Below are 21,112 nucleotides of genomic sequence, written 5' to 3'. Positions count from 1 at the left end.
CCGTCGTGGTTCGTGGGACCGGGGTGCGTCGCCTACTGGGACTGCAGGGGGACGTGCGAGAGTCCACCCCAGGCGAGGGTGACGGTGGTGTCCACCGCTTCCTCCTTGGTGATGGGACGATCCGCCTCGAGCCAGTAGCGGGCGGTGAACTGGCTCGCGCCCACGAGGCCGACGGCGAGGATGCGGGCGCGGTGCGGGTCGAGTCCGGAGTCGTGGCTGACGAGGTCGAACACGGCGTCGACGCAGGCCTCGGTGGCCTGATCGACGCGGCTCTGCACCTGAGGATCGCCCATGAGGTCCGACTCGAACACCAGGCGGAATCCCTGGCTGTCGTTGTCGACGAAATCGTAGAACGCGAGCACGGCGGCCCGGACGCGCTTGTGGTTGTCCGTCGTCGACCGCAGCGCCTGGCGCAGACCCGAGATGAGGCTGTCGACGTAGTTCTGCAGCACCGCGACGTAGAGGTCGAGCTTGCCGGGGAAGTGCTGGTACAGAACAGGTTTGCTGACGCCCGCGCATTCCGCGATCTCGTCCATCCCCGCGGCGTGGTACCCGCGGGCGACGAAGATCTCCCCGGCAGCGGCGAGGAGTTGGGCGCGGCGTGCATCACGGGGCAGTCGAGCACTGCGCCGGCCACTCCCGGTCCCGCCCACGGAGGAGCTTCGGTCGGCGACGTCTGTCATGTGTTTCGTGTGTCCCATCCGCCGCGACACCGGTGGACGAGGATCACTCAGACATCGGAACTACGCGGCATGAAAGTTCTTCCGGATCGTGACGACGATACCCCGGCGCGCCGACCGAAGGCCGCAGACGCGTGTGAGAACCTGGATCGGTGAGTGACCGACGGCAACCGCAGAGAGAGCCTGCGACGCGTGACGACCGTGCGCGACGCTCGCATCAGCCTCTGCGCGCCCAGTGGGATCCCACCGCGGTCGATCCCGGACGCACACGCGCCGCACGGCCGGAGCGCAGCGCCCGGAAGCAGAGCCGGCTGGGGCGGTTCACGTCGACCTACGGTTGGCGCGCCTACGCGATCCCGATCCTCGCGGTCGTGACGGTGCTCGTGGTCGTCGACGCGATACGCGATCCCGGAACCGCGTCCACGACGGACTCGGCACCCGGATTCCCCGCGCTGAGCAACACGACCGACGACACCGGCATCATCGGTGTCCCGCCGCAGGCCGACGGGAACTTCGCCGAGACGGTGTCCAGTGGTCAGCTGCCCGACGGCGGTCAGTTCGCGGTGCAGGGCGCAGGCACGTGGCGCGTGGTGCCGGGAGTCACCGACCAGGTGGGCCAGGGCACCGAACGCACGTTCACCTACACCGTCGAGATCGAGGACGGCGTGGACACGACGGGCTTCGGAGGCGACGAGTCGTTCGGTCGCCTCGTCGACCAGACTCTCGCCAATCCCAAGAGCTGGACGAACGATCAGCGTTTCGCGTTCCGCCGCGTCGACACCGGTGATCCGGACTTCCGGGTCTCGCTGACGTCGCAGATGACCATCCGCGACGCGTGTGGGTACGACATCCAGCTCGAGGTGTCCTGCTACAACCCCGGTATCGGCAGGGTGGTGCTGAACGAGCCGCGCTGGGTGCGCGGCGCCGTGGCGTTCCAGGGCGACATCGGGTCGTATCGGCAGTACCAGATCAACCACGAGGTGGGCCACGCGATCGGGTACCAGGCGCACCAGCCCTGCGAGACCGACGGTGGCCTGGCCCCGATCATGATGCAGCAGACCTTCGGCACGGCGAACGACGACATCGCGGTACTCGATCCTGCGGGCGTGGTGCCGATGGACGGCAAGACCTGTCGCTTCAACCCCTGGCCGTACCCCAGGGCCTGACCGGGGAGGTACGAGGAGCATGACGATCGTCGACCCGGTGGTGGAACCGGGCCCGGAGCTGAGCCGCGAGCAGGTCGCTCGGTACAGCAGACACCTGCTGCTACCCGACGTCGGAGTGCTGGGCCAGCGGCGTCTACGCAACGCGAGAATCCTGGTGATCGGTGCCGGCGGCTTGGGTTCGCCCGTGCTGCTGTATCTCGCCTCGGCGGGCGTGGGCACCCTCGGCATCGTCGAGTTCGACGACGTGGACGCCTCCAACCTGCAGCGACAGATCATCCACGGCGAGGCCGACATCGGTCGGCCGAAGTCGGTCAGCGCCCGCGAGTCGATCCGGGCTGTGGACTCCACCGTCGAGGTCCGGCTGCACCAGGTCCGGCTCGAGCCCCGCAACGCGGTGAACCTCTTCCGCCAGTACGACCTGGTGGTGGACGGCACCGACAACTTCGCGACGCGGTACCTCGTCAACGACGCGGCCGCCGTCGCCGGCATCCCGTACGTGTGGGGATCCATCTATCGCTTCGACGGGCAGGTGTCCGTGTTCTGGGACGCCGCACCCGGCGGTCTCGGCGTCGACTACCGGGACCTCTACCCGGATCCGCCCGCGCCGGGCACTGTGCCGTCGTGTTCGGAGGCCGGCGTGCTGGGCGTGCTCTGCGGGGTCGTGGGCTCGATCATGGCGACCGAGGCCGTCAAGCTGGTGACGGGCATGGGCGACACGCTGCTCGGGCGTCTGCTGGTCTACGACGCGCGCACCATGACCTTCCGCACGGTCACCCTGCGCCGGGACCCCGGTCGCGTGCGGGTGTCCGAGGTGGAGGAGGACTACGAGGTGTCCTGCGGTGTGGCCTCGCCCCTGCCGTCGGTGGACTCGGTGGACGGCGACCTCGATCCGGCGGCCGTGCGCGCGCTGCTGGACGGCGGTGCCCCGGTGGCACTGATCGACGTGCGGGATCCGGTCGAGTGGGACATCGTGCACCTCGACGGCGCAACGCTGATGCCTCTGCCGACGGTGGTGGCCGGTGACGCGGTCGCGTCGCTGCCGACGGACCGGCCGGTGGTGCTCTACTGCAAGACGGGTGTCCGCTCGGCCGAGGCACTCGCGGTCCTGCGGTCCGCCGGCATGGCCGACGTCCACCACCTGCGCGGCGGACTCGAGGCGTGGGCGCGCGACGTCGACCCCACCGTCCCGACGTACTGACACCGGGTTCGGTCACGCGTGCCGGGACACGCGCTCACCGGGGTCTGCGGACTCGCACCGCGGCGGCGGTACGGTGGCCGTCATGACATCGGCGGAACCTCCCCAGCACGTCATCGGCACGTTCGGGCTCCGAGACGTCGCGCCGGTGGCTCTGGGAGCGGACTGGGACGGCGGTTGGCGTCTCGGTGACGTCGTCCTGTCCCCGGTGGCCGATCACGCCCGCGGTGCCTGGTCGGCGAAGGTGCGCGAAACCCTTGCGGTGGAGGGGGTTCGGCTCGCACGGCCGGTGCGGTCGACCGACGGCCGCTACGTCGTGTCCGGATGGCGCGCGGACACGTACATCGAGGGGGTTCCCGAACCCCGCCACGACGAGGTCGTCTCGCTGGCGACCCGGCTGCACGTCGCGACGTCGCAGCTCGAGAAGCCGCGGTTCCTGACCCAGACGCCGGTCGCGCCGTGGAGTGACGTGGACGTGTTCGTCGCCGCTGATCGTGCTGCGTGGGAACAGGTTCCGTTCCGCTCCGCGCGTGCCGGGGGAGCGGTGGAGCCGACGTCGCCGGACGGTGTGCGCAGTGTCGAGGTGATCGGTCAGCTGGCCACCCTGCGTCGGCCGGTGCGCGAGCCCGACCAGTTGGTGCACGGAGATCTGTTCGGCACGGTGCTGTTCGACGGCGTGCAGGCTCCCGGTATCACCGACATCACCCCGTACTGGCGCCCCGCGTCGTGGGCCGCGGCCGTGGTGGTCGTCGACGCGCTCTCCTGGGGCGGCGCGGACGACGGGCTCATCGGCCGCTGGGAGGATCTCCCCGAGTGGCCGCAGATGTTGTTGCGGGCGGTGATGTTCCGCCTCGCGGTGCACGCTCTGCATCCGCGCTCGACCGCCGAGGCGTTTCCCGGTCTGGCCCGTACCGCCGATCTGGTGCGCCTGATCCTCTAGTCGGTCGGCAGTGCGCCGGTGTCCCGATCATCGGCACCGTCCGCGGCGAGCTCGGTGAAGAAGCAGCGTGCGGCGGTGGCCGCCGCGTCGGCGTCCCCGGACACGACCGCTCGGACCAGGGCCGCGTGCTCCTCGTGGAACGCACGGTCGGAATCGGCGTCGTGGTCGAGGATGGTCTCCTCGATACTGGGGAGCAGGAAGTCGTAGACCTCCAGGTAGATGCTGTTGTGGCTGGCCGCGACGATGGCACGGTGCAGGGACACGTCGAGATGCAGGGCCCGGGTGCGGTCGACGTCCCACAGTGCGGTCCGATGCGCCAGGGTGTCCTCGAGCATCCGGACGTCCTCGTCGGTCCGCCGCTCGGCGGCCAGTGTGGCCGCGGTGATGTCGAGCGCCCGCCGCAGCTCCAGGACGTCGCGTCGCCGCGCGGTCGAGAAGTACTTGCCGAGGGCCGACGGCATCTCCGACGACGCGAGCACGTAGGTGCCCGATCCCTGGCGCCGCTCGAGCATGCCCGCATGCACCAGAGCCTGGACGGCCTCGCGAACGGTGTTGCGTCCCGTGCCGGTCAGCTCGGTCAACTCAGGTTCTGTGGGTATCCGCGTACCGACGGCCCACGTCCCGGACTCGATCTCGCCTCGTAACTGGTCGGTGACCTGCCCGATGAGGCTCTGTCGGCGTACGGGTTGCACGTCAGTGTCTTTCTCTCGTGTGGTGTCGGTCTCGGCCAGTCTAATAGTCCTTTGCCAGACAGGTCGGATCATCCTATGATTCGTCCCATGACTGCGACCGCCACCACTGCCGAGCCCGGGTCACGCTCGACACTGCAGGGACGGCTGTTGGTGTTCGCGGCACTCATCCTGTCCGCGTTCACACTTCGGGCAGCGGTCACCTCGGTGTCGCCGCTGTTCCCCCGGATCGGCGACGACCTCGGGTTCGGCGCCGGCGCCATCGGGCTCCTCGGGATGCTCCCGACCGCGATGTTCGCGCTGTTCGGCGTGCTCACCCCGGTCATCGCGACTCGTCTCGGACTCGAACGGACGGCACTCGCCGCGGCGGCTCTGACCGGTGTCGGCATCTTCGCGCGGGCGTTCGCCCCCGGGCTCGGGTCGCTGGCGCTACTCTCCGCGGTCGCCCTGGCCGGTATGGGTATCGGCAACGTGGTCATCCCGCCGCTGGTCAAGCGCTACTTCTCCGACCGGCTCGCCATGATGAGCACCGTCTACATCTGCCTCCTGCAGCTGGGCACCATCGTCCCGTCGCTCACGGCGGTCCCCGTCGCCGACGCGGTCGGGTGGCGCTGGTCGCTCGCGATGTGGGGTGTGGCCGCCGTCGCCGCCGTGGTGCCGTGGACGGCCATCGTGCTGACGCGACGCACTCGCCCCGCCGCCCCCGCAGTGCGCGGTGCGGAGGCTCCGGCGCAGGACGCCGCCGTGGAGGCCGAGCTCGACGGGCCGCTCACCGAGCCGTCGGCCCAGCCGGTGGCGCCGCCCGTCCCGGTCTGGCGCACCTCGCTCGGCTGGGGGATGGCCGGCATGTTCGCGATGACGTCCATGGTCACGTACTCGATGCTGACGTGGCTGCCCTCCCTCCTGGTCGAGGCCGGAATCAGCGAGGGTGCCGCCGGTGCCTCGCTCGGGGTGTTCGCCGCGGTCGGTCTCGCAGGTTCCCTGCTCGCGCCGTCCTTCACCAGTCGGATGGTCGACCCCTATCCCATCGTCATCGGCTGCGCGGTCTGCTATCTCGCAGGCTTCGCGGGCCTGCTGTGGGCGCCCGCGACGGGCACGGTGCTGTGGCTGATCCTGGTCGGTGCAGGTCCGACGACGTTCCCGATGTCGCTCACGCTCATCAATCTGCGCACGCGCACGGCCGTCGGCTCGGCATCCCTGTCCGGCTTCACGCAGGGAGTCGGGTACACCATCGCCTGCGCCGGCCCCATTCTCTTCGGTGTGCTGCACGAGAACACCGGGGGCTGGGAGTGGTCGTTCGCGTTCCTCACGTGCGGCATCGCCGTGCTGCTGGTCGCCGCCAAGGCCGCCTGCCGTCCGCGCGTCCTCGAGGACGGGCCCGTCCGCCAGGCTCAGTCGCGACCCTGACCCTCACGAAGCAGACCCTCACCAACCCGGAAACACGGACGTGAGGTCAAGTTCACGCACGGGTCACAGCGTGCAGCGCCCCCGCAACATGGTTTTCCTATCTTTGGGCTTCCCCAGAGATCAGGAGGCCACTCGTGACCAGCTTGTCGGATACCGGCGCTGCCACGGCGCCCACCGGTGCCCCCGGTGCAGTCGCTCGTAAGCACCACATCACGAACTGGGACGCGGAGGACGTCGAGGCCTGGGAGGCCGGCGGCAAGCACATCGCCCGCCGCAACCTGATCTGGTCCGTCGTCGCGGAGCACGTCGGCTTCTCCATCTGGTCCATCTGGTCCGTGATGGTGCTCTTCATGCCGATGGCGCAGTACGGCATCGACCCGGCCGGGAAGTTCTTCCTGGTGGCCGTGCCGACATTGGTCGGCGCCATCCTGCGAATCCCGTACACGTTCGCCACCGCGAAGTTCGGCGGCCGTAACTGGACGATCTTCAGCGCCCTCGTGCTGCTGATCCCGACCGTGCTGACGCTGTACTTCATGATGAATCCCGCCTCGTACACGACGTATCTCGTCGTGGCCGCGTTCGCGGGACTGGGCGGCGGCAACTTCGCCTCCTCGATGACCAACATCAACGCCTTCTATCCCCAGCGTGAGAAGGGGTGGGCTCTCGGACTGAATGCAGGCGGCGGCAACATCGGTGTCCCCGTCATCCAACTCATCGGGCTCCTCGTCATCGCGACGGTGGGCAACACCGCACCCGAGATCGTGTGCGCCGTCTACCTCGTCCTGATCGCGGTCGCCGCCGTGGGCGCGGCCCTGTACATGGACAACCTGGACAACCAGAAGACCAACGGCCGCTCCATGATCGACGTGCTGCGCTTCTCCGACTCGTGGTGGATCGCGTTCCTCTACATCGGTACGTTCGGGTCGTTCATCGGTTACAGCTTCGCGTTCGGGCAGATCTTGCAGATCAACTTCCTCGCCGGTCTGGCCGACGGGGGTGCGGTCACCCCGGCCATGCAGGCACAGGCCTCCCTGCACGCCGCTCAGATCGCGTTCATCGGCCCGCTCCTCGGTTCCCTGTCCCGACCGATCGGCGGCAAGTTCGCCGACCGCGTCGGCGGCGGCCGCATCACGATGTACACCTTCGTCGCGATGATCTTCTCCGCCGGCATCCTCGTCGCGACGTCGATGACGGACGGCGCCACGGCCGGAGCGGCGACCGGATCGATGATGGTGTTCTACGTCGTCGGCTTCATCCTGCTGTTCGTGCTCTCGGGGCTCGGTAACGGCTCCGTCTACAAGATGATCCCGGCGATCTTCGCGTCGAAGTCGAAGTTGCTGGTGGGGATGTCGGCCACCGAGCAGGCCGCGTGGTCCCGCCGGATGTCCGGTGCGCTCATCGGTATCGCCGGTGCGATCGGCGCGCTCGGTGGAGTGGGCATCAACCTGGTCCTGCGCGCGTCGTACTCGGGCGCGGAGAAATCGGCGACGTCCGCCTTCTGGGTCTTCCTCGTCTTTTACGTCCTCTGCGCCGCGGCCACGTGGGCCGTGTACCTCCGCCGATCCGGCGCGCGTACCGCGAACGAGCAGGACGTGGTCACCGTATGACCGTCGCTGCATCCGTGCCGGAGACCCTTCGGCCACCGGCCACCCGAGCAGGAACGGCGACGCACTGCCCGTACTGCGGGCTGCAGTGCGCGATGACCGTCACCGGCACGGATGCAGCGAGCGCCGGGATCGAGGCCCGCCAGTTCCCGACCAACAAGGGTGGTCTCTGCCAGAAGGGGTGGACCGCCGCCGAGGTGCTGCGAGTGCCCGGCAGGCTCACCACACCACTGGTGCGTGTCGACGGGGAACTCGTCCCGACGACCTGGGACGCCGCACTCGACGCGGTGGCCACGACGCTTCGACGCGTCCGGGCCGAGCACGGCGCCGACGCGGTCGGGATCTTCGGGGCGGGCGGGCTGACCAACGAGAAGTCCTACATGCTCGGCAAGTTCGCCCGTGTCGCGCTGGGCACGTCGAACATCGACTACAACGGGCGGTTCTGCATGTCGTCGGCCGCGGCCGCCGGCAACAAGTCGTTCGGAATCGACCGAGGACTGCCGTTCCCGTTGGCGGACATCGGTTCCGCGCGGGCCGTGCTGGTGCTGGGCGGCAACGTCGCGGAGACGATGCCCCCCTTCGTGCAGCATCTCCGGACCGCCGCCGACGCGGGCGGGCTCATCGTCGCCGACCCACGGCGCACCGCGACGGTGGACCGGGCGGTGTCCGCCGGCGGAGTGCACCTGCAACTGTCGCCGGGCACCGACCTGGCCCTCGCACTGGGCCTGGTGCACCTGGCAGTGGTCGAGGGGTACGCCGATCGCGACTACATCGACTCACGCACCGAGGGTTTCGACGAGTTCTGGACGGCGGCGGCGCAGTGGTGGCCGGAGCGGACCGAGCGCGTCACCGGCGTTCCCGTCGCTCGCCTGCGGGAGACGGTGCGGTTGCTGGCGCAGTCACGGGACGCGGGTACGGGCGCCTACGTGCTCACCGCCCGTGGAGCCGAACAGCACGCGTCCGGAACCGACACGGTCTCGGCCGTCATCGGACTCTCTCTCGTGCTGGGGCTGTGCGGACGACACGGAACCGGATACGGCTGCATCACCGGCCAGGGCAACGGACAGGGCGGACGCGAGCACGGGCAGAAGGCGGACCAGCTTCCCGGATACCGCAAGATCACCGATCCCGCAGCGCGTGAACACATCTCCGCCCTCTGGGGTATCGAGGAGTCCGCACTCCCGGGTGCGGGACTGAGCGCCTATGAACTGCTCGACGCCCTCGGCACCCCCGGTGGTCCCCGCGCGCTCATGGTGCACGGCTCGAACATCGCCGTCTCGGCCCCGCGGGCCGGTCACGTCGTCGATCGGCTCGCCTCACTCGAGATGCTCGTCGTCACCGATTTCGTGCTCTCCGAGACTGCCGCGATGGCCGACGTGGTGCTGCCGACGCTGCAGTGGGCCGAGGAGGAGGGCACCATGACCTCTCTCGAGGGCCGCATCCTGCGCCGGCGCAGGGCCGTGGACGCTCCCGAGGGCGCGCGCGGGGAGCTCGACATCCTCGCCGATCTCGCCGTTCGCCTGGGCCAGCCCGCCGACCGCTTCCCCCGCGACGCACGGACGGTGTTCGAGGAGTTGCGCCGAGCGTCCCGCGGTGGCATCGCCGACTACTCGGGCGTGACCTACGAGCGTCTCGACGCCGGGGAGGCGCTGCACTGGCCGGTACCGTCGGAGACGCACGGCGGCACACCGAGACTGTTCCTCGATCGTTTCGAGACACCTACCGGGCGAGCACGTTTCGTCACGGTCGACCAGGTCGGGCCCGCAGAACCCACCGACGCCGACTTTCCTCTCCTCGCGACGACGGGGCGGGTGCTCACGCACTACCAGTCCGGTGCGCAGACCCGGCGCGTGCCGTCCCTGTCGGAGGCGGCAGGCCCGATGTTCGTCCAGGTCCACCCGGACACCGCCGGTCGCGCGGGGCTCGAGGACGGCGACGACGCGGACGTCGTCTCGCGCCGCGGAACGGTCGTCGCCCGCGTGCGGTGCGACGCGTCGATGCGGCTCGACACGGTGTTCCTGCCGTTCCACTTCGCCGATGCGGCGCGCGCCAACCTCGTGACCAACCCGGCACTCGATCCCACCAGCCGGATGCCCGAGTTCAAGGTCTGCGCGGTGCGCATCGCCGCGCACCTGGTCGGCGCGACGGACGGGGAGACCGCATGAGTGCACCTCATCGCGTCGTCGTGGTCGGGAACGGCCTCGCCGGTGCCCGGTTGCAGGAGGAGATCCACCGACGCGACGCGGATGCGGCCCGCGTCCAGGTGGTCGTCTACGGCGACGAGAATCACGCCGCGTACAACCGCATCCTGCTCTCCAACGTGGTCGCCGGGCACCTGACCCCGAGGGACACTCGAATCAAGCCCGAGAACTGGTGCGAGCGCAACGGTCTGGAGACGCACATCGGGGTCGCGGTCACGTCGATCGATCGCGAGCGCCGCACGATCACGCGCTCGGACGGGTCCACGGACACCTACGACACGCTCGTCCTCGCCACCGGGTCGCGGTCCTTCCTGCCGCCCGCGCCCGGCATGACCGACGCGGACGGTCACCCCGCGGACGGTGTGGTGGCGTTCCGCACTCTCGCCGACTGCGACGCCATCACCGCAGCAACGGGACCCGGTTCCCGCGTCGTCGTGATCGGCGCCGGGCTTCTCGGCATCGAAGCCGCACGCGGCGCCCTCATGCGCGGATCGGACGTCACCATCGTCCACCCCCGCGCGTATCCGATGGAGAAGCAGATGGACGCCGGTGGCGGCGCCGTACTGACCCGAGTGTTGCGAGAGCTGGGGATGGACGTGGCGTTGGGCGCTCGGGCCGAGGCTCTGCGTACCGCGCCCGACGGCGCGCGCGAACTCGTGTTGTCCGACGGCAGCGCGTTGCCCGCCGACCTGGTCGTCGTCGCGGCCGGGATCCGTCCGAACATCGACCTCGCCGTCGCGGCCGGGCTCGACGTCGACCGCGCTGTCGTCGTCGACGACGACCTGCGCACCTCCGACCCGCACATCCGCGCGATCGGCGAGTGCGCCCAGCACCGCGGTGAGGTCTACGGCCTGGTCCAGCCCGCCTGGGAAATGGCCGGGGTGGTCGCGGACCAGCTGTGCGGCAGCGCGTCCCGCGCCGAGTACCACGGCACCGCGCAGATCACCCGCCTCAAGGCGCACGACGTCGACCTCGCCTCGATGGGCGAGATCGACGTCGACCCGAACGACACCGAGTCCGAGGTCCTGGTCATGAGCGACCCCACCCGCGGCCGGTACGCGAAGGTCGTCGTCCGCAAGGACCGCCTGGTCGGCGCGGTGATGCTCGGCAACCCGGAAGTCGTCGGAACGCTCAGCCAGTACTTCGACGGCGGATCGCTCGTCCCCGTCGACCGTATGACCCTGCTGCTCGGGCACCTCGTCGGTGGCCCCACCGAGAGCGCCAACCCGTCGACCATGCCCGACGCAGCCGTGATCTGCCGCTGTAACACCGTCACCAAGAAGCACTTGGTCAGCGCGTGGCGCGGCGGTGCCCACACCCCCGAGGCCATGGCCGAGAAGACCCGCGCCACCACCGGTTGCGGTAGCTGCGTGGGCGTCGTCGACGGCCTTTGCGACTGGCTGCACCGAGCGGATCCCGTCCCCGACAACGACCGGCCTCCGGCCTTCCCGGTCCCCGACAACGGCCGGCCTCCGGCCTTCCCGGTCACAGACGGCCGGCCTCCGGCCTTCCCGGTCACCGCATGACCGACCCGAGTCACACCACCCGTTCACCGTTTCCCGAGGAGATTGTCATGACCGACCAGACCGCTCACCGCACAGCCGTGGTGGTGGGACACGGAATGGTGGGCCACCGGTTCGTCGAGGCGCTGCGCGCACGCGACACGGCCGGCGAGTGGTCCGTCACCGTCCTGTGCGAGGAGGCCCTCCCCGCCTACGACCGCGTCGGGCTCTCGTCCTACGTCGGCGCCTGGGACCACAAGGAACTCGCGTTGGCGGGCAACGACTATGTCGGGGACACCGCGGTGACCCTCCGTACCGGCGTGCGGGCCGAGTCGATCGACCGCGACGCTCGGGTGGTCACCACCTCGGACGGTGCGGCGGTGCCGTACGACGCTCTGGTCATGGCCACGGGGTCCTACCCGTTCGTCCCGCCCATCGCGGGGCACGACCTCGATCGTTGCTTCGTCTATCGCACGATCGACGACCTGGATCGCATCCGCACCTGCGCCGACGCGGCCGGCCCCGGCGCGGTGGGAGTGGTCGTCGGCGGCGGCCTGCTCGGTCTCGAGGCCGCGAACGCCCTGAAGCAGATGGGCATGACGCCGCACGTGGTGGAATTCGCGCCGCGACTGATGCCGCTGCAGGTCGACGAGGGCGGCGGTGCGGTCCTGGCGAAGCTCGTCACCGAGCTCGGTGTCACCGTCCACGCCGGTGTCGGCACCTCGGCCATCGCCGAGAACGATCACGGCATCGACGTCACTCTGGCGGACGGCAGCGTCATCGACGCCGCCCTGCTGGTGTTCTCGGCGGGTGTCCGCCCGCAGGACGCTCTCGCCCGTACCAGCGGCCTCCCGGTCGGCGAGCGTGGTGGCATCCTCACCGACATCGGTTGCCGTACCGAGGATCCCGCGATCTACGCCATCGGCGAGTGTGCGGCCATCGAGGGCCGGTGCTACGGCCTCGTCGCTCCGGGGTACTCCAGCGCGGAGGTCGTCGCCGATCGGCTCGTCGGCGGTACCGCCGAGTTCCCGGGCGCGGACCTCTCGACCAAGCTCAAACTGCTCGGTGTCGACGTCGCCAGTTTCGGGGACGCGATGGGCGCCACCGAGGGCGCACTCGAGGTGGTGCTCAACGATGCCGCGAAGGGCACCTACGCCAAGCTCGTGCTGTCGGACGACGCGAGGACTCTGCTCGGCGGCATCCTGGTGGGGGACGCGTCGGCGTACGCGACGCTGCGCCCGCTCGTCGGCCGCGAACTCCCGGGCGATCCGGCTGCACTGATCTCGCCGAGCGGCGAGAAGCTCGGCGCCGGAGCGCTTCCCGACGATGCCGAGGTGTGCTCGTGCAACGGTGTGGACAAGGGGACCATCTGCTCGGCCATCGCTGCGGGCGCCTGCGACATCGCCTCGGTCAAGTCCTGCACCGACGCCGGCACCACATGCGGTGGCTGTCTTCCCACGATCAAGCAGTTGCTCGCCGCGTCGGGCGTGGTCATGTCGAAGGCCCTGTGCGAGCACTTCTCCCAGTCGAGGCGCGAGTTGTTCGAGATCGTCGCCGGCGCGGGCATCCGCACGTTCTCCGGTCTCGTCGCCGCTCACGGCCGCGGCGCCGGCTGCGACATCTGCAAGCCGGTCGTGGCCTCGATCCTGGCGTCCACGTCCTCGGAGCACATCCTCGACGGTGAGCAGGCTGCACTGCAGGACACCAACGATCACTTCCTCGCCAACATCCAGAAGAACGGCACCTACTCCGTCGTGCCGCGGATGCCGGGTGGGGAGTGCACTCCCGAACAATTGATCGTCATCGGTGAGGTGGCACGCGACTTCGGTCTGTACACCAAGGTGACGGGTGGTCAGCGCATCGACATGTTCGGCGCGCGCGTGGAGCAGCTCCCCGCCATCTGGAAGCGACTGGTCGACGCCGGCATGGAGTCGGGTCAGGCCTACGGGAAGTCGTTGCGCACCGTGAAGAGTTGCGTCGGGTCCACGTGGTGCCGCTACGGCGTGCAGGACTCCGTGGGCATGGCCGTCGACCTCGAGAAGCGCTACCGGGGTCTGCGGTCCCCGCACAAGATCAAGTTCGGTGTGTCCGGCTGCGCCCGCGAATGCGCCGAGGCGCGCGGCAAGGACGTCGGCATCATCGCGACCGAGAGTGGGTGGAACCTGTACGTCGGCGGCAACGGTGGGCAGTCGCCCAAGCACGCGCAACTCCTCGCGTCGGGGCTGGACGACACCACCCTCGTCCGGTACATCGACCGGTACCTCATGTTCTACGTGCGCACGGCGGACCGCCTGCAGCGCACGGCGCCGTGGGTCGAGAGTCTCGAGGGCGGACTCGACCACCTGCGCGCCGTCGTGTGCGAGGACAGCCTGGGTATCGCCGCGGACCTCGAGGCAGCGATGGCGTCGCACGTCGAGGGCTACAGGGACGAGTGGCGGGGTGTGTTGGAGGACGAGACCAAGCTCGCGCGCTTCGTCTCGTTCGTCAACGCCCCGGAGGAGTCCGACCCCACCGTCTCGTTCGACGAGTCCGGTGCCCGCAAGGTTCCGGTCCTGATGGGGATGCCGTCCGTTCCGGTCGGGTGAGTGGCCGGGAAGGCCGGAGGCCGGCCGAGATGTGGCCGGGAAGGCCGGAGGCCGGCCGAGATGTGGCCCGTCATGTCGCCGTAACGGCCGAGTAACACCAGCCCCGTAGAACTGTCCCCAGGGAGGACCACCATGACTGTCATCGACTCAGCACCTCGCCATTCCACGACCGAGACCAGCGGCGACACCGACGAGTGGATCACCGCACTCGCACTCTCGGAACTCACCCCGGGTCGGGGAGTCGCCGTGTTGCTGCCCTCCGGGGCGCAGGTGGCGTTGTTCCGCACCGGTGACGAGGAGCTGTTCGCCGTGAGCAACATCGACCCCTTCGGACGGGCCGCCGTGATGTCGCGCGGACTGGTCGGGGACCGCGGCGGCGAGCCGACCGTCGCGTCGCCGTTGCTCAAGCAGGTATTCTCGCTGGTGGACGGCCGTTGCCTCGACGACCCGGACACGACCTTGGCGGTACACGAGGTCACCGTGATCGACGGCGTCGTCGCAGTGTCCGCCCAGCCCTCGGGCGCATCGACCCAGACCTCGGGCACATCCGTCCGGCCGAGAAGTGGAACGGAGACGACATCCCCGTGATCGATCAGCCGACCTCGTCCGACGCTCCCCTCGCGGGGTTCACCGTGGGCGTCACCGCGGCTCGACGCGCCGACGAACTGGCCTCGCTGCTGGTACGGCGCGGAGCGAACGTGGTGCACGCCCCGGCGATCAGGATCATTCCGCTGTCGGACGATGCGGAGCTCGGTCGTCGTACCCACGAGATCATCGAGTTTCCGCCGGCTGTCACCGTGGCCACCACGGGCATCGGTTTCCGTGGCTGGATGGAGGCCGCCGACGGGTGGGGCGACGCCGAGGAGCTCACTCGGGCCCTCGAAGGCACCCGCATCCTCGCCCGTGGGCCGAAGGCCAAGGGAGCCATCCGTGCAGCAGGTCTGCGCGAGGAGTGGTCACCGGAGTCCGAGTCGTCCGCGGAGGTGCTGGAACATCTGTTGGCGGAGGGTGTGGACGGCGTCCGCGTCGCGGTGCAACTGCACGGCGCCACCACCGAGTGGGAGCCGGTTCCGGACTTCTGCGAGGTGCTGCGGGAGGCCGGCGCGACGGTCATCCCGGTTCCGGTCTACCGCTGGGTGCAACCCGACGACTCGGCACCGATGGACCGCATGATCGAGGCCGTACTGTGTGGTGACCTCGATGCGGTGACCTTCACCAGTGCCCCCGCCGTGGCCTCGATGTTGATGCGCGCCAAGGAGAACGGTGTGCTGGAACCGATGCTGCAGTCGTTCCGCGATCGGGTGCTCGCCGTGTGCGTCGGGCCCGTGACCTCCGCTCCGCTCGACGTACTGGGTGTTCCCACGACGGCGCCCGCGCGGGCGCGTGTCGGAGCTCTCGTGCGCCACGTCGCCGACGAACTTCCGCGTCGAGCGGGCATCGTCCGGGCTGGCGGTCACGAGTTGCGCGTTCTCGGCGCGTGCGTCGTCGTCGACGGCACACCCAAGGCTCTGTCACCAGCGGGCATGGCCGTGCTGAAGACTCTCGCTCGCCGTCCCGGGCAGGTGGTCTCCCGCGAGGACCTGCTCGCCGCTCTGCCGGGTGGGGGCGGCGACACCCATGCCGTCGAGACGGCCATGGCGCGAGTGCGGTCCGCGCTCGGCGCACCCAGAGCGATCCAGACCGTCGTCAAGCGGGGATACCGCCTCGCCGTCGACGACAGCGCGGACGACCTGATCGACGCCGTGTCGAGTGCTCCGGGCGGCGGCCTCGGCCGGACGGGGGAGGCATCGTGAGCGATCCTCGACTCGTCCTCGTCGCGCACGGCACGCGCAACCCCGCCGGCGTCGAGGTGATCGCCGCGCTGGCCGACGCCGTGGCTCCGCACGTGGGCCCGGTGCGGGTCGCCTTCGTCGACGTGCTGGGACCCACTCCATCGGAGGTTCTGCGCGATGTCGACGGTCCCGTCGTGGTCGTGCCCGCCTTCCTGGCCTCGGGCTATCACGTGCACGCGGACGTGCCCCGCGAGATCGCCGAGAGCGGTCACGACGACGTCCACGTCACCCGCGCACTGGGCCCGGATCTCGACCTGGCGCGGGTACTGCGTGACAGGCTCGAGCAGATCGGATGGACGACCGGCGATCGCATCGTCCTCGCCGCGGCGGGCTCCTCCGACGTGCGGGCCCTCGACGACGTGCACACCGCGGCGGATCAGCTCGCCGCCGTCACCGGATCGGCGGTCACCGTCGCCTACGTCGCCACGGGCGAGCCGCGCGCGGCGGACCTGGTCCCCACTCTGAAGGCCACCGGGGAGAAGGTCTTCGTCGCCTCGTACCTGTTGGCGCCCGGTCTCTTTCACACGAGGTTGCGGTCCGCTGGAGCGGACGGTGTCACCGAACCGCTGGGGCTGCACGGGGGAGTGGTGCAGCTGCTCGTCGATCGCTACCGCGAGGGTGCCGACGTCATCTCTGCGGCAGCGGCACGATCTCGACGGGAGCGCCCGGACTCCGGCCTGCAGTGACGACGGCGATGCCGTCACGGCCCACCAGCGCGGCGAGATGTGCTGTACGCACAGAGCTCTCGCACCGCCAGGTACCCGCACCGAGGTAGGACGCGGGCAGGGCTCGAGTGACGTCACCGGCATCGACCTCGGTGGCCAGTGTTCCGGTCAGCGGTATCGGGACGGACCGTCCGGTCAAGGCCGCGGCGATGGCGGGCCCGAGCAGCATCACCGTGGTGACGGCGGCATACGGATTGCCGGGAACACCCAGGACCACGCGATGATCGGGCAGCTCCGAGACGGAGGCGGAACCGCCGGGGCGACAGGCGAGTCCGTCGACGACACGGTGTGCTCCGGCACGTCGAAGTGCGTCGTCCAGTCGATCCGCGGCGCCGCCGCCGGTCGCGCCGATGATGACGACGACGTCCGGCGGTGCGGAGTCCGCACCGCCGTGGATCGCCGCGTCGAAGGCATCGTCGGTGTCGGCGCAGTGCGCGACGTCGGCGAGTGCGAACCCGCACGACCGTAGGTACGTCGGCATGACCGGCCCGATGGTGTCGCGGATGCGCCCGGCCACCGGCGCGGTGTCGTCGCCGATCTCGTCGCCCGTGAGAACGAGTCGGACGGTCGGGGCGGGGCGCGTCGACGCCCGGATCACGCCGGCAGAGAGCGCGGCCGACACGACGGCGGGGGAGATGACGGTGCCCGCCGGCGCGAGTTCGCTTCCGCCGTCCCAGTCCTCGGCGACACTGCGGGCGTCGTCGCGCACGGGTGCGCCGTCCGACCGGTGGAGCAGACCGTCGTCGTCGAGAACGACGAACTCGTCGCGTACCACGCCCGCCTCCGCCGGAACCGCTGCGCCGGTGGCGATGCGCACCGCGTGGCCGGTGTCGAGGACGACGTCGTCGGTGGCGCCGGCGACCACCACGGCGTCGTCGACGTGCCAGGGTCCGTCGCCGCGCACGGCGTAGCCGTCCATCGCGGACGTGACGAAGCTCGGAAACGGGCGCGCGGCGATCAGCGGCTCCGCGAGCGTGCCGCCGAGGCTGTCGGCCAGGGACGCGGTACGAGGTGTGATCGCGGTGAGTCTGCTCCCCACGAGGACGCGCGCCACCTCGACGGAGGGGCGTCTCGACGCGGTGCGGACGGCCGCGAGTTCGGTGGGCGTGTCCACGTCGTCGATGCCGGTGAGCGCCACGGTGCCCACGACGTCCGGCAGGGCGTCGCGGATGGACGGGCCGCGCTCGGCGTCCGCCGGACAGCGTGCGAGCGCGGCGGTGACGCCTCGAACGAGGGCGTCGCGACGCCAGGCGCCCACGAGGTACTGGGTGCGACCGGTCGAGTCGGTTCCGAACACTGCTTCGACTGTCGTGTCTCGCAGCAGTTCTCGCACGAGCAGTCGGAGTGCAGGCTCGGTGATGTACGGCAGGTCGGCGGACAGGGTCAACACGACGTCGTTCTCCCGCGGACCGTCACCGTCGTCGACGGTGACGGCCAGCCCGGCCGCCAACGCACGTACCGGGCCTCCGAACGGCGGGTCCTCGCGGGTGCGGCGGACACGCCTCGGTCCCGGCGGGTCGGCAGTCACGTCGTCCGGTCCGACGAGGACGGTGACGGTGCAGAACGACGTCGCTCCCAGCACCCGATCGACGAGGGTGACTCCGTCCACGAGCGCGGCAGGCTTGGTGGTTCCCTGCATCCGTGAGCTGCGTCCGCCGGCGAGTATCAGCGCGTCCGTGCGCGCTGTGCGTCCCGACATGTGATCCACAGTAGTGGAGGCGACGCGGCAGCCTCATCGACCGGTGGTGGACACGGGCCGACTGCGCGGTGGGCCCTCGAGAGAGTGGCGACCGCCGCCCGCGACGGCGACGGCGCCGAACCCGATGCTGAGAGTGGACAGGGCCAGAAGTGTTCCGATGACGATCATGGACAGAGTCTCGACCGGCGAGAGGCCTGGTGGAGCAGTCCACTGGACTCGAGTGGACTGTGGCATAGTGGCGGCATGGCATCCACTCCCGCACGGCTGCGCGACGGGTTGTCGGCGCGCGCACTCGCCGCCGCGATCGACATGACCGCCGTCGCGCGGGACAGTCGGTCCCTGTACCTCGGACTCGCGCAGGAACTGCACCGTCTCGTCGAGGAAGGCGCGGTGGCCGCCGATGCCCGCCTGCCCGCGGAGCGCGTCCTCGCGTCGGTGCTGGGGGTCAGCCGTGTGACGGTCGCGTCGGCCTATCGCGAACTCCGTGAACACGGCATCGCGGTGTCGGTGCACGGGGCGGGCACCTTCGTCGTTCCGCGCGGGGACAGTCAGCCGTGGGGCGGCATCCTGCGCGGCACCCAACCGGGCGTGCTCGAGTTCGTCAACGCCGCACCGCCGGCCTCGGCCCTGCTGGGACCCGCTTACGACGCTGCTGCCCGCGCGCTGAGTACGACGGGACTGCACGTCGGCTACGTACCCACCGGCGTGGGCCGACTGCGCGAGGCGATCGCCCGGTACTACTCCGCTCGCGGGCTCCCCACCAGCGCCGACCAGATTCTCGTGACCGCGGGCGCCAGCGATGCGTTGCACGCCGTGATCGACACCTTCGTCGAACAGGGCAATCGTGTGCTGACCGAACACCCGACCTACCCGGGCGCCATCGACATGGTGCGAGCCGTGGGTGGCAAGTGTGTTCCGGTGGCCATCGATCCGGATGATCCCGACACGTTCGTGGAGAACATGGACAGGGCTGCGCGGCAACATGATCCGGTACTGGCCTACCTGATGCCCGACCACTCCAACCCGTCCGGAGCGGTGTTGCCCGAGACGTCCCGGCGTCGGCTCGCGGCCACGCTGCATCGGCACGCCGTGGTGACCGTGGTGGACGAGGCGTCGGCCGACCTCCGTCTCGACGGCGACGCCGACGTCGAGCCGTTCGGCGCACCGGTCCCGGACCGCGCCTGCATCACCGTCGGATCGTTGAGCAAGACCGTGTGGGGCGGGCTGCGGGTGGGGTGGGTGCGCGCGGACCCGGTGCACCTGGCGCGCGTGGCCACGACCTACGCGAGGCGGCAGCTCTCGGTGTCGATGATGGATCAGTACACGGCCGTGGAACTGTTCGGCGAGTACGACGCGGTGGTGGCGCACCGCGCCGATCAGCTGCGGGCGGGTCGCGACACGGCGATGGCGGCCGTGACGCGGTCGCTGCCGGGCTGGACGTTCCACCGGCCGCGCGGCGGACTGTCGCTGTGGTGCACGCTGCCATCGGGCGTCCGGTCCACGGACCTGGTGGAATCGGCCCGCGGTCGCGGACTGCTGCTCGCCCCCGGATCACGCTTCGGGACGGGATACGCCTTCGACGAGTGCCAACGCATCCCGTTCTCCCGCAGCCCCGAGGAGATCGAGGACGCGGTCGCCGTCCTCGCGGAACTGGTGGGAGCGGGAGTCGATGCCGGGCCCCGCGAGAGCGTTCCGTCGCACGCCGTCCCCGAAGCGATGGTCTGACACTCGATCAGGGCTCGTGGCGGTACCGGACCGACGCCAGAGCGATGCGGCCGTCGACGGACGACACCCCCTCCTCGGCCAGCGCCGCGAGTTGACGTGTCACGAGGTGGGGAGCCGGGCGGCCGTCGGCACGGATGACCCGGTGCCACGGCAGATCGGAGGAGTCCGTCCGCATGATCCACGCGACGATGCGTGGGCTTGGCAGTCCGACGACCCGGGCGATGTCGCCGTACGTGGTGACACTGCCCGCGGGGACTGCGGCCACGACGGCGCGCACGGCCTCGACCTGTTCGTCGGTGATGCGGCTCACGACGTCGTCACGCGTCGGATCATCTCGTCGACCAGAGCTGCCGATTCGGGACCCTTCGCCTGCGGCACCATGTGGTCGCAGTCCAGGTCGACGATCCGCACGTCCGGCGACGAGCGGACGAGTGCGTCCCGGAACTCCGGTGTGAGGTACGGCGGGTCCGCCCGCGCGGCGCGCACGACGGTGACCGGAATGTCACTGGGCGGCAGCACGAACGGGCGCGCGAGCTCGCCCCACGACGCGACGACGGCGGCCGTCGACGTCCGCCATCGCACTCGCCCGTCGTCGGTGTCCACCAGGTGCTCGGCGATCTCCTCGTCGACGAGAGCCGGGTGGACGTCGGACCACGCACCGTGGAGCTTCTCCGAGCGTGCCTCCGCGGCATCGGTGTAGTCGTCGTACATCACCGTCGACTGCGCCGTCTCCAGCATCGAGTCCGGCGGCAGGCCGATGGCGGGATCGAGCAGCACCAGTCCCGCGACGAGCGACGGGAACGACCTCGCGAGATGGATCGCGAGCGCGCCCCCGTAGGAGTGGCCGACCACGACGACGGGCCCGGCCGAGTGGGCCCGTAGGACGTCGGCCAGCCGATCGACCTGGCGCTCGATCGACCACGGCGGAGTCCACGGTGCCCTGCCGTGACCCACCAGGTCCGGAGCGACGACGCGGGCCTCGGGCAGGTGCTCGCTCCACCGATGCCAGCGCCTGCCGTGGCCGGTCATGCCGTGGATCGCCAGGACCACCGGTCCGGACGCCGGGCCGTACACGGCGACGTCGTCGGCATCCGTCGTGGGGGCGGGGGATTCGGAGGTCGTCGGCATGGGGTCTCCTGAGCGGTCGAGTGTCGACGCGGTG

18 protein-coding genes are annotated in these 21,112 nt (G+C 70.2%); 12 read left to right on the top strand and 6 right to left on the bottom strand.

The window, feature by feature from the left end; all coding sequences use genetic code 11:
• Nucleotides 1-32 precede the first annotated feature (32 nt).
• Complete coding sequence (locus HQ312_RS11510) at nucleotides 33-683, bottom strand: TetR/AcrR family transcriptional regulator (RefSeq protein ID WP_027506843.1); 651 nt, start codon at nucleotides 681-683, stop codon at nucleotides 33-35.
• A gap of 149 nt (nucleotides 684-832) precedes the next feature.
• On the opposite strand from HQ312_RS11510, the gene HQ312_RS11505 reads away from it, so the two are divergent.
• The 3 genes from HQ312_RS11505 (at nucleotide 833) to HQ312_RS11495 (ending at nucleotide 3,981) form a co-directional block, all read left to right on the top strand.
• Nucleotides 833-1,846, top strand: coding sequence for a DUF3152 domain-containing protein (locus HQ312_RS11505; protein WP_051613603.1), 1,014 nt, complete (start codon nucleotides 833-835; stop codon nucleotides 1,844-1,846).
• Between the two features lie 19 nt (nucleotides 1,847-1,865).
• Entirely contained in the window at nucleotides 1,866-3,044 is a 1,179-nt protein-coding gene (moeB, locus tag HQ312_RS11500; RefSeq protein WP_222638667.1) for a molybdopterin-synthase adenylyltransferase MoeB, read from the top strand.
• 82 nt (nucleotides 3,045-3,126) lie between these two features.
• Complete coding sequence (locus HQ312_RS11495; protein ID WP_027506841.1) at nucleotides 3,127-3,981, top strand: TIGR02569 family protein; 855 nt, start codon at nucleotides 3,127-3,129, stop codon at nucleotides 3,979-3,981.
• Here the strand turns inward: HQ312_RS11495 and HQ312_RS11490 are convergent.
• Nucleotides 3,978-4,673 carry a FadR/GntR family transcriptional regulator gene (locus HQ312_RS11490; RefSeq protein ID WP_222638666.1) on the bottom strand — a complete coding sequence of 232 codons (696 nt, stop codon included), beginning with the start codon at nucleotides 4,671-4,673 and terminating at the stop codon, nucleotides 3,978-3,980. The genes HQ312_RS11495 and HQ312_RS11490 overlap by 4 nt on opposite strands.
• Before the next feature lie 87 nt (nucleotides 4,674-4,760).
• Between HQ312_RS11490 and HQ312_RS11485 the strand changes: the two genes are divergently transcribed.
• From HQ312_RS11485 to HQ312_RS11450, 8 genes are all read left to right on the top strand, one after another.
• Nucleotides 4,761-6,077, top strand: coding sequence for an MFS transporter (locus tag HQ312_RS11485; RefSeq protein ID WP_056447820.1), 1,317 nt, complete (start codon nucleotides 4,761-4,763; stop codon nucleotides 6,075-6,077).
• Between the two features lie 134 nt (nucleotides 6,078-6,211).
• A complete protein-coding gene (locus tag HQ312_RS11480) occupies nucleotides 6,212-7,684 on the top strand; it encodes a nitrate/nitrite transporter (protein WP_374198294.1) in 1,473 nt (490 codons plus the stop codon).
• Entirely contained in the window at nucleotides 7,681-9,846 is a 2,166-nt protein-coding gene (locus HQ312_RS11475; protein WP_222638665.1) for a molybdopterin oxidoreductase family protein, read from the top strand. Before HQ312_RS11480 ends, HQ312_RS11475 begins: the two co-directional genes overlap by 4 nt.
• Entirely contained in the window at nucleotides 9,843-11,408 is a 1,566-nt protein-coding gene (locus HQ312_RS11470) for an FAD-dependent oxidoreductase (RefSeq protein ID WP_222638664.1), read from the top strand. Before HQ312_RS11475 ends, HQ312_RS11470 begins: the two co-directional genes overlap by 4 nt.
• Nucleotides 11,409-11,455: 47 nt before the next feature.
• On the top strand, nucleotides 11,456-13,969 hold the full coding sequence (gene nirB / locus HQ312_RS11465; RefSeq protein WP_222638663.1) for a nitrite reductase large subunit NirB: 2,514 nt from the start codon (nucleotides 11,456-11,458) through the stop codon (nucleotides 13,967-13,969).
• 132 nt (nucleotides 13,970-14,101) lie between these two features.
• Nucleotides 14,102-14,557 (top strand): nitrite reductase small subunit NirD, encoded by a 456-nt coding sequence (gene nirD, locus HQ312_RS11460; protein ID WP_222638662.1) that lies wholly within the window; start codon nucleotides 14,102-14,104, stop codon nucleotides 14,555-14,557.
• Nucleotides 14,557-15,762, top strand: coding sequence for a uroporphyrinogen-III synthase (locus HQ312_RS11455; protein ID WP_222638778.1), 1,206 nt, complete (start codon nucleotides 14,557-14,559; stop codon nucleotides 15,760-15,762). The genes nirD and HQ312_RS11455 overlap by 1 nt, the downstream gene beginning before the upstream one ends.
• Nucleotides 15,759-16,487 (top strand): sirohydrochlorin chelatase, encoded by a 729-nt coding sequence (locus HQ312_RS11450; protein WP_082544648.1) that lies wholly within the window; start codon nucleotides 15,759-15,761, stop codon nucleotides 16,485-16,487. The genes HQ312_RS11455 and HQ312_RS11450 overlap by 4 nt, the downstream gene beginning before the upstream one ends.
• On the opposite strand, the gene HQ312_RS11445 is transcribed toward HQ312_RS11450, so the two are convergent.
• Nucleotides 16,429-18,225, bottom strand: a complete 1,797-nt coding sequence (locus tag HQ312_RS11445; protein WP_156380533.1) for an NTP transferase domain-containing protein — start codon at nucleotides 18,223-18,225, stop codon at nucleotides 16,429-16,431. The genes HQ312_RS11450 and HQ312_RS11445 overlap by 59 nt on opposite strands.
• Nucleotides 18,226-18,258: 33 nt before the next feature.
• Nucleotides 18,259-18,393: a hypothetical protein gene (locus HQ312_RS21910; RefSeq protein ID WP_261769634.1), complete on the bottom strand. Its 135-nt coding sequence runs from the start codon at nucleotides 18,391-18,393 to the stop codon at nucleotides 18,259-18,261.
• Between the two features lie 75 nt (nucleotides 18,394-18,468).
• Here HQ312_RS21910 and HQ312_RS11440 point away from each other — a divergent pair, with 75 nt between their 5' ends.
• A complete protein-coding gene (locus HQ312_RS11440; protein ID WP_222638661.1) occupies nucleotides 18,469-19,950 on the top strand; it encodes a PLP-dependent aminotransferase family protein in 1,482 nt (493 codons plus the stop codon).
• Nucleotides 19,951-19,957: 7 nt separating this feature from the next.
• Here HQ312_RS11440 and HQ312_RS11435 read toward each other — a convergent pair whose 3' ends face one another.
• Both HQ312_RS11435 and HQ312_RS11430 read right to left on the bottom strand, forming a co-directional pair.
• Nucleotides 19,958-20,260 (bottom strand): MGMT family protein, encoded by a 303-nt coding sequence (locus HQ312_RS11435; protein ID WP_222638660.1) that lies wholly within the window; start codon nucleotides 20,258-20,260, stop codon nucleotides 19,958-19,960.
• Nucleotides 20,257-21,078 carry an alpha/beta fold hydrolase gene (locus HQ312_RS11430; RefSeq protein ID WP_222638659.1) on the bottom strand — a complete coding sequence of 274 codons (822 nt, stop codon included), beginning with the start codon at nucleotides 21,076-21,078 and terminating at the stop codon, nucleotides 20,257-20,259. Before HQ312_RS11430 ends, HQ312_RS11435 begins: the two co-directional genes overlap by 4 nt.
• Between the last annotated feature and the right edge of the window lie 34 nt (nucleotides 21,079-21,112).

Source organism: Rhodococcus sp. BP-316, from assembly GCF_019836105.1.
In the GTDB taxonomy this organism is placed as follows: Bacteria; Actinomycetota; Actinomycetes; order Mycobacteriales; family Mycobacteriaceae; genus Rhodococcoides.
The sequence above is the reverse complement of the archived record's forward strand: the minus strand, read 5'-3'. Positions and strand labels throughout refer to the sequence as shown.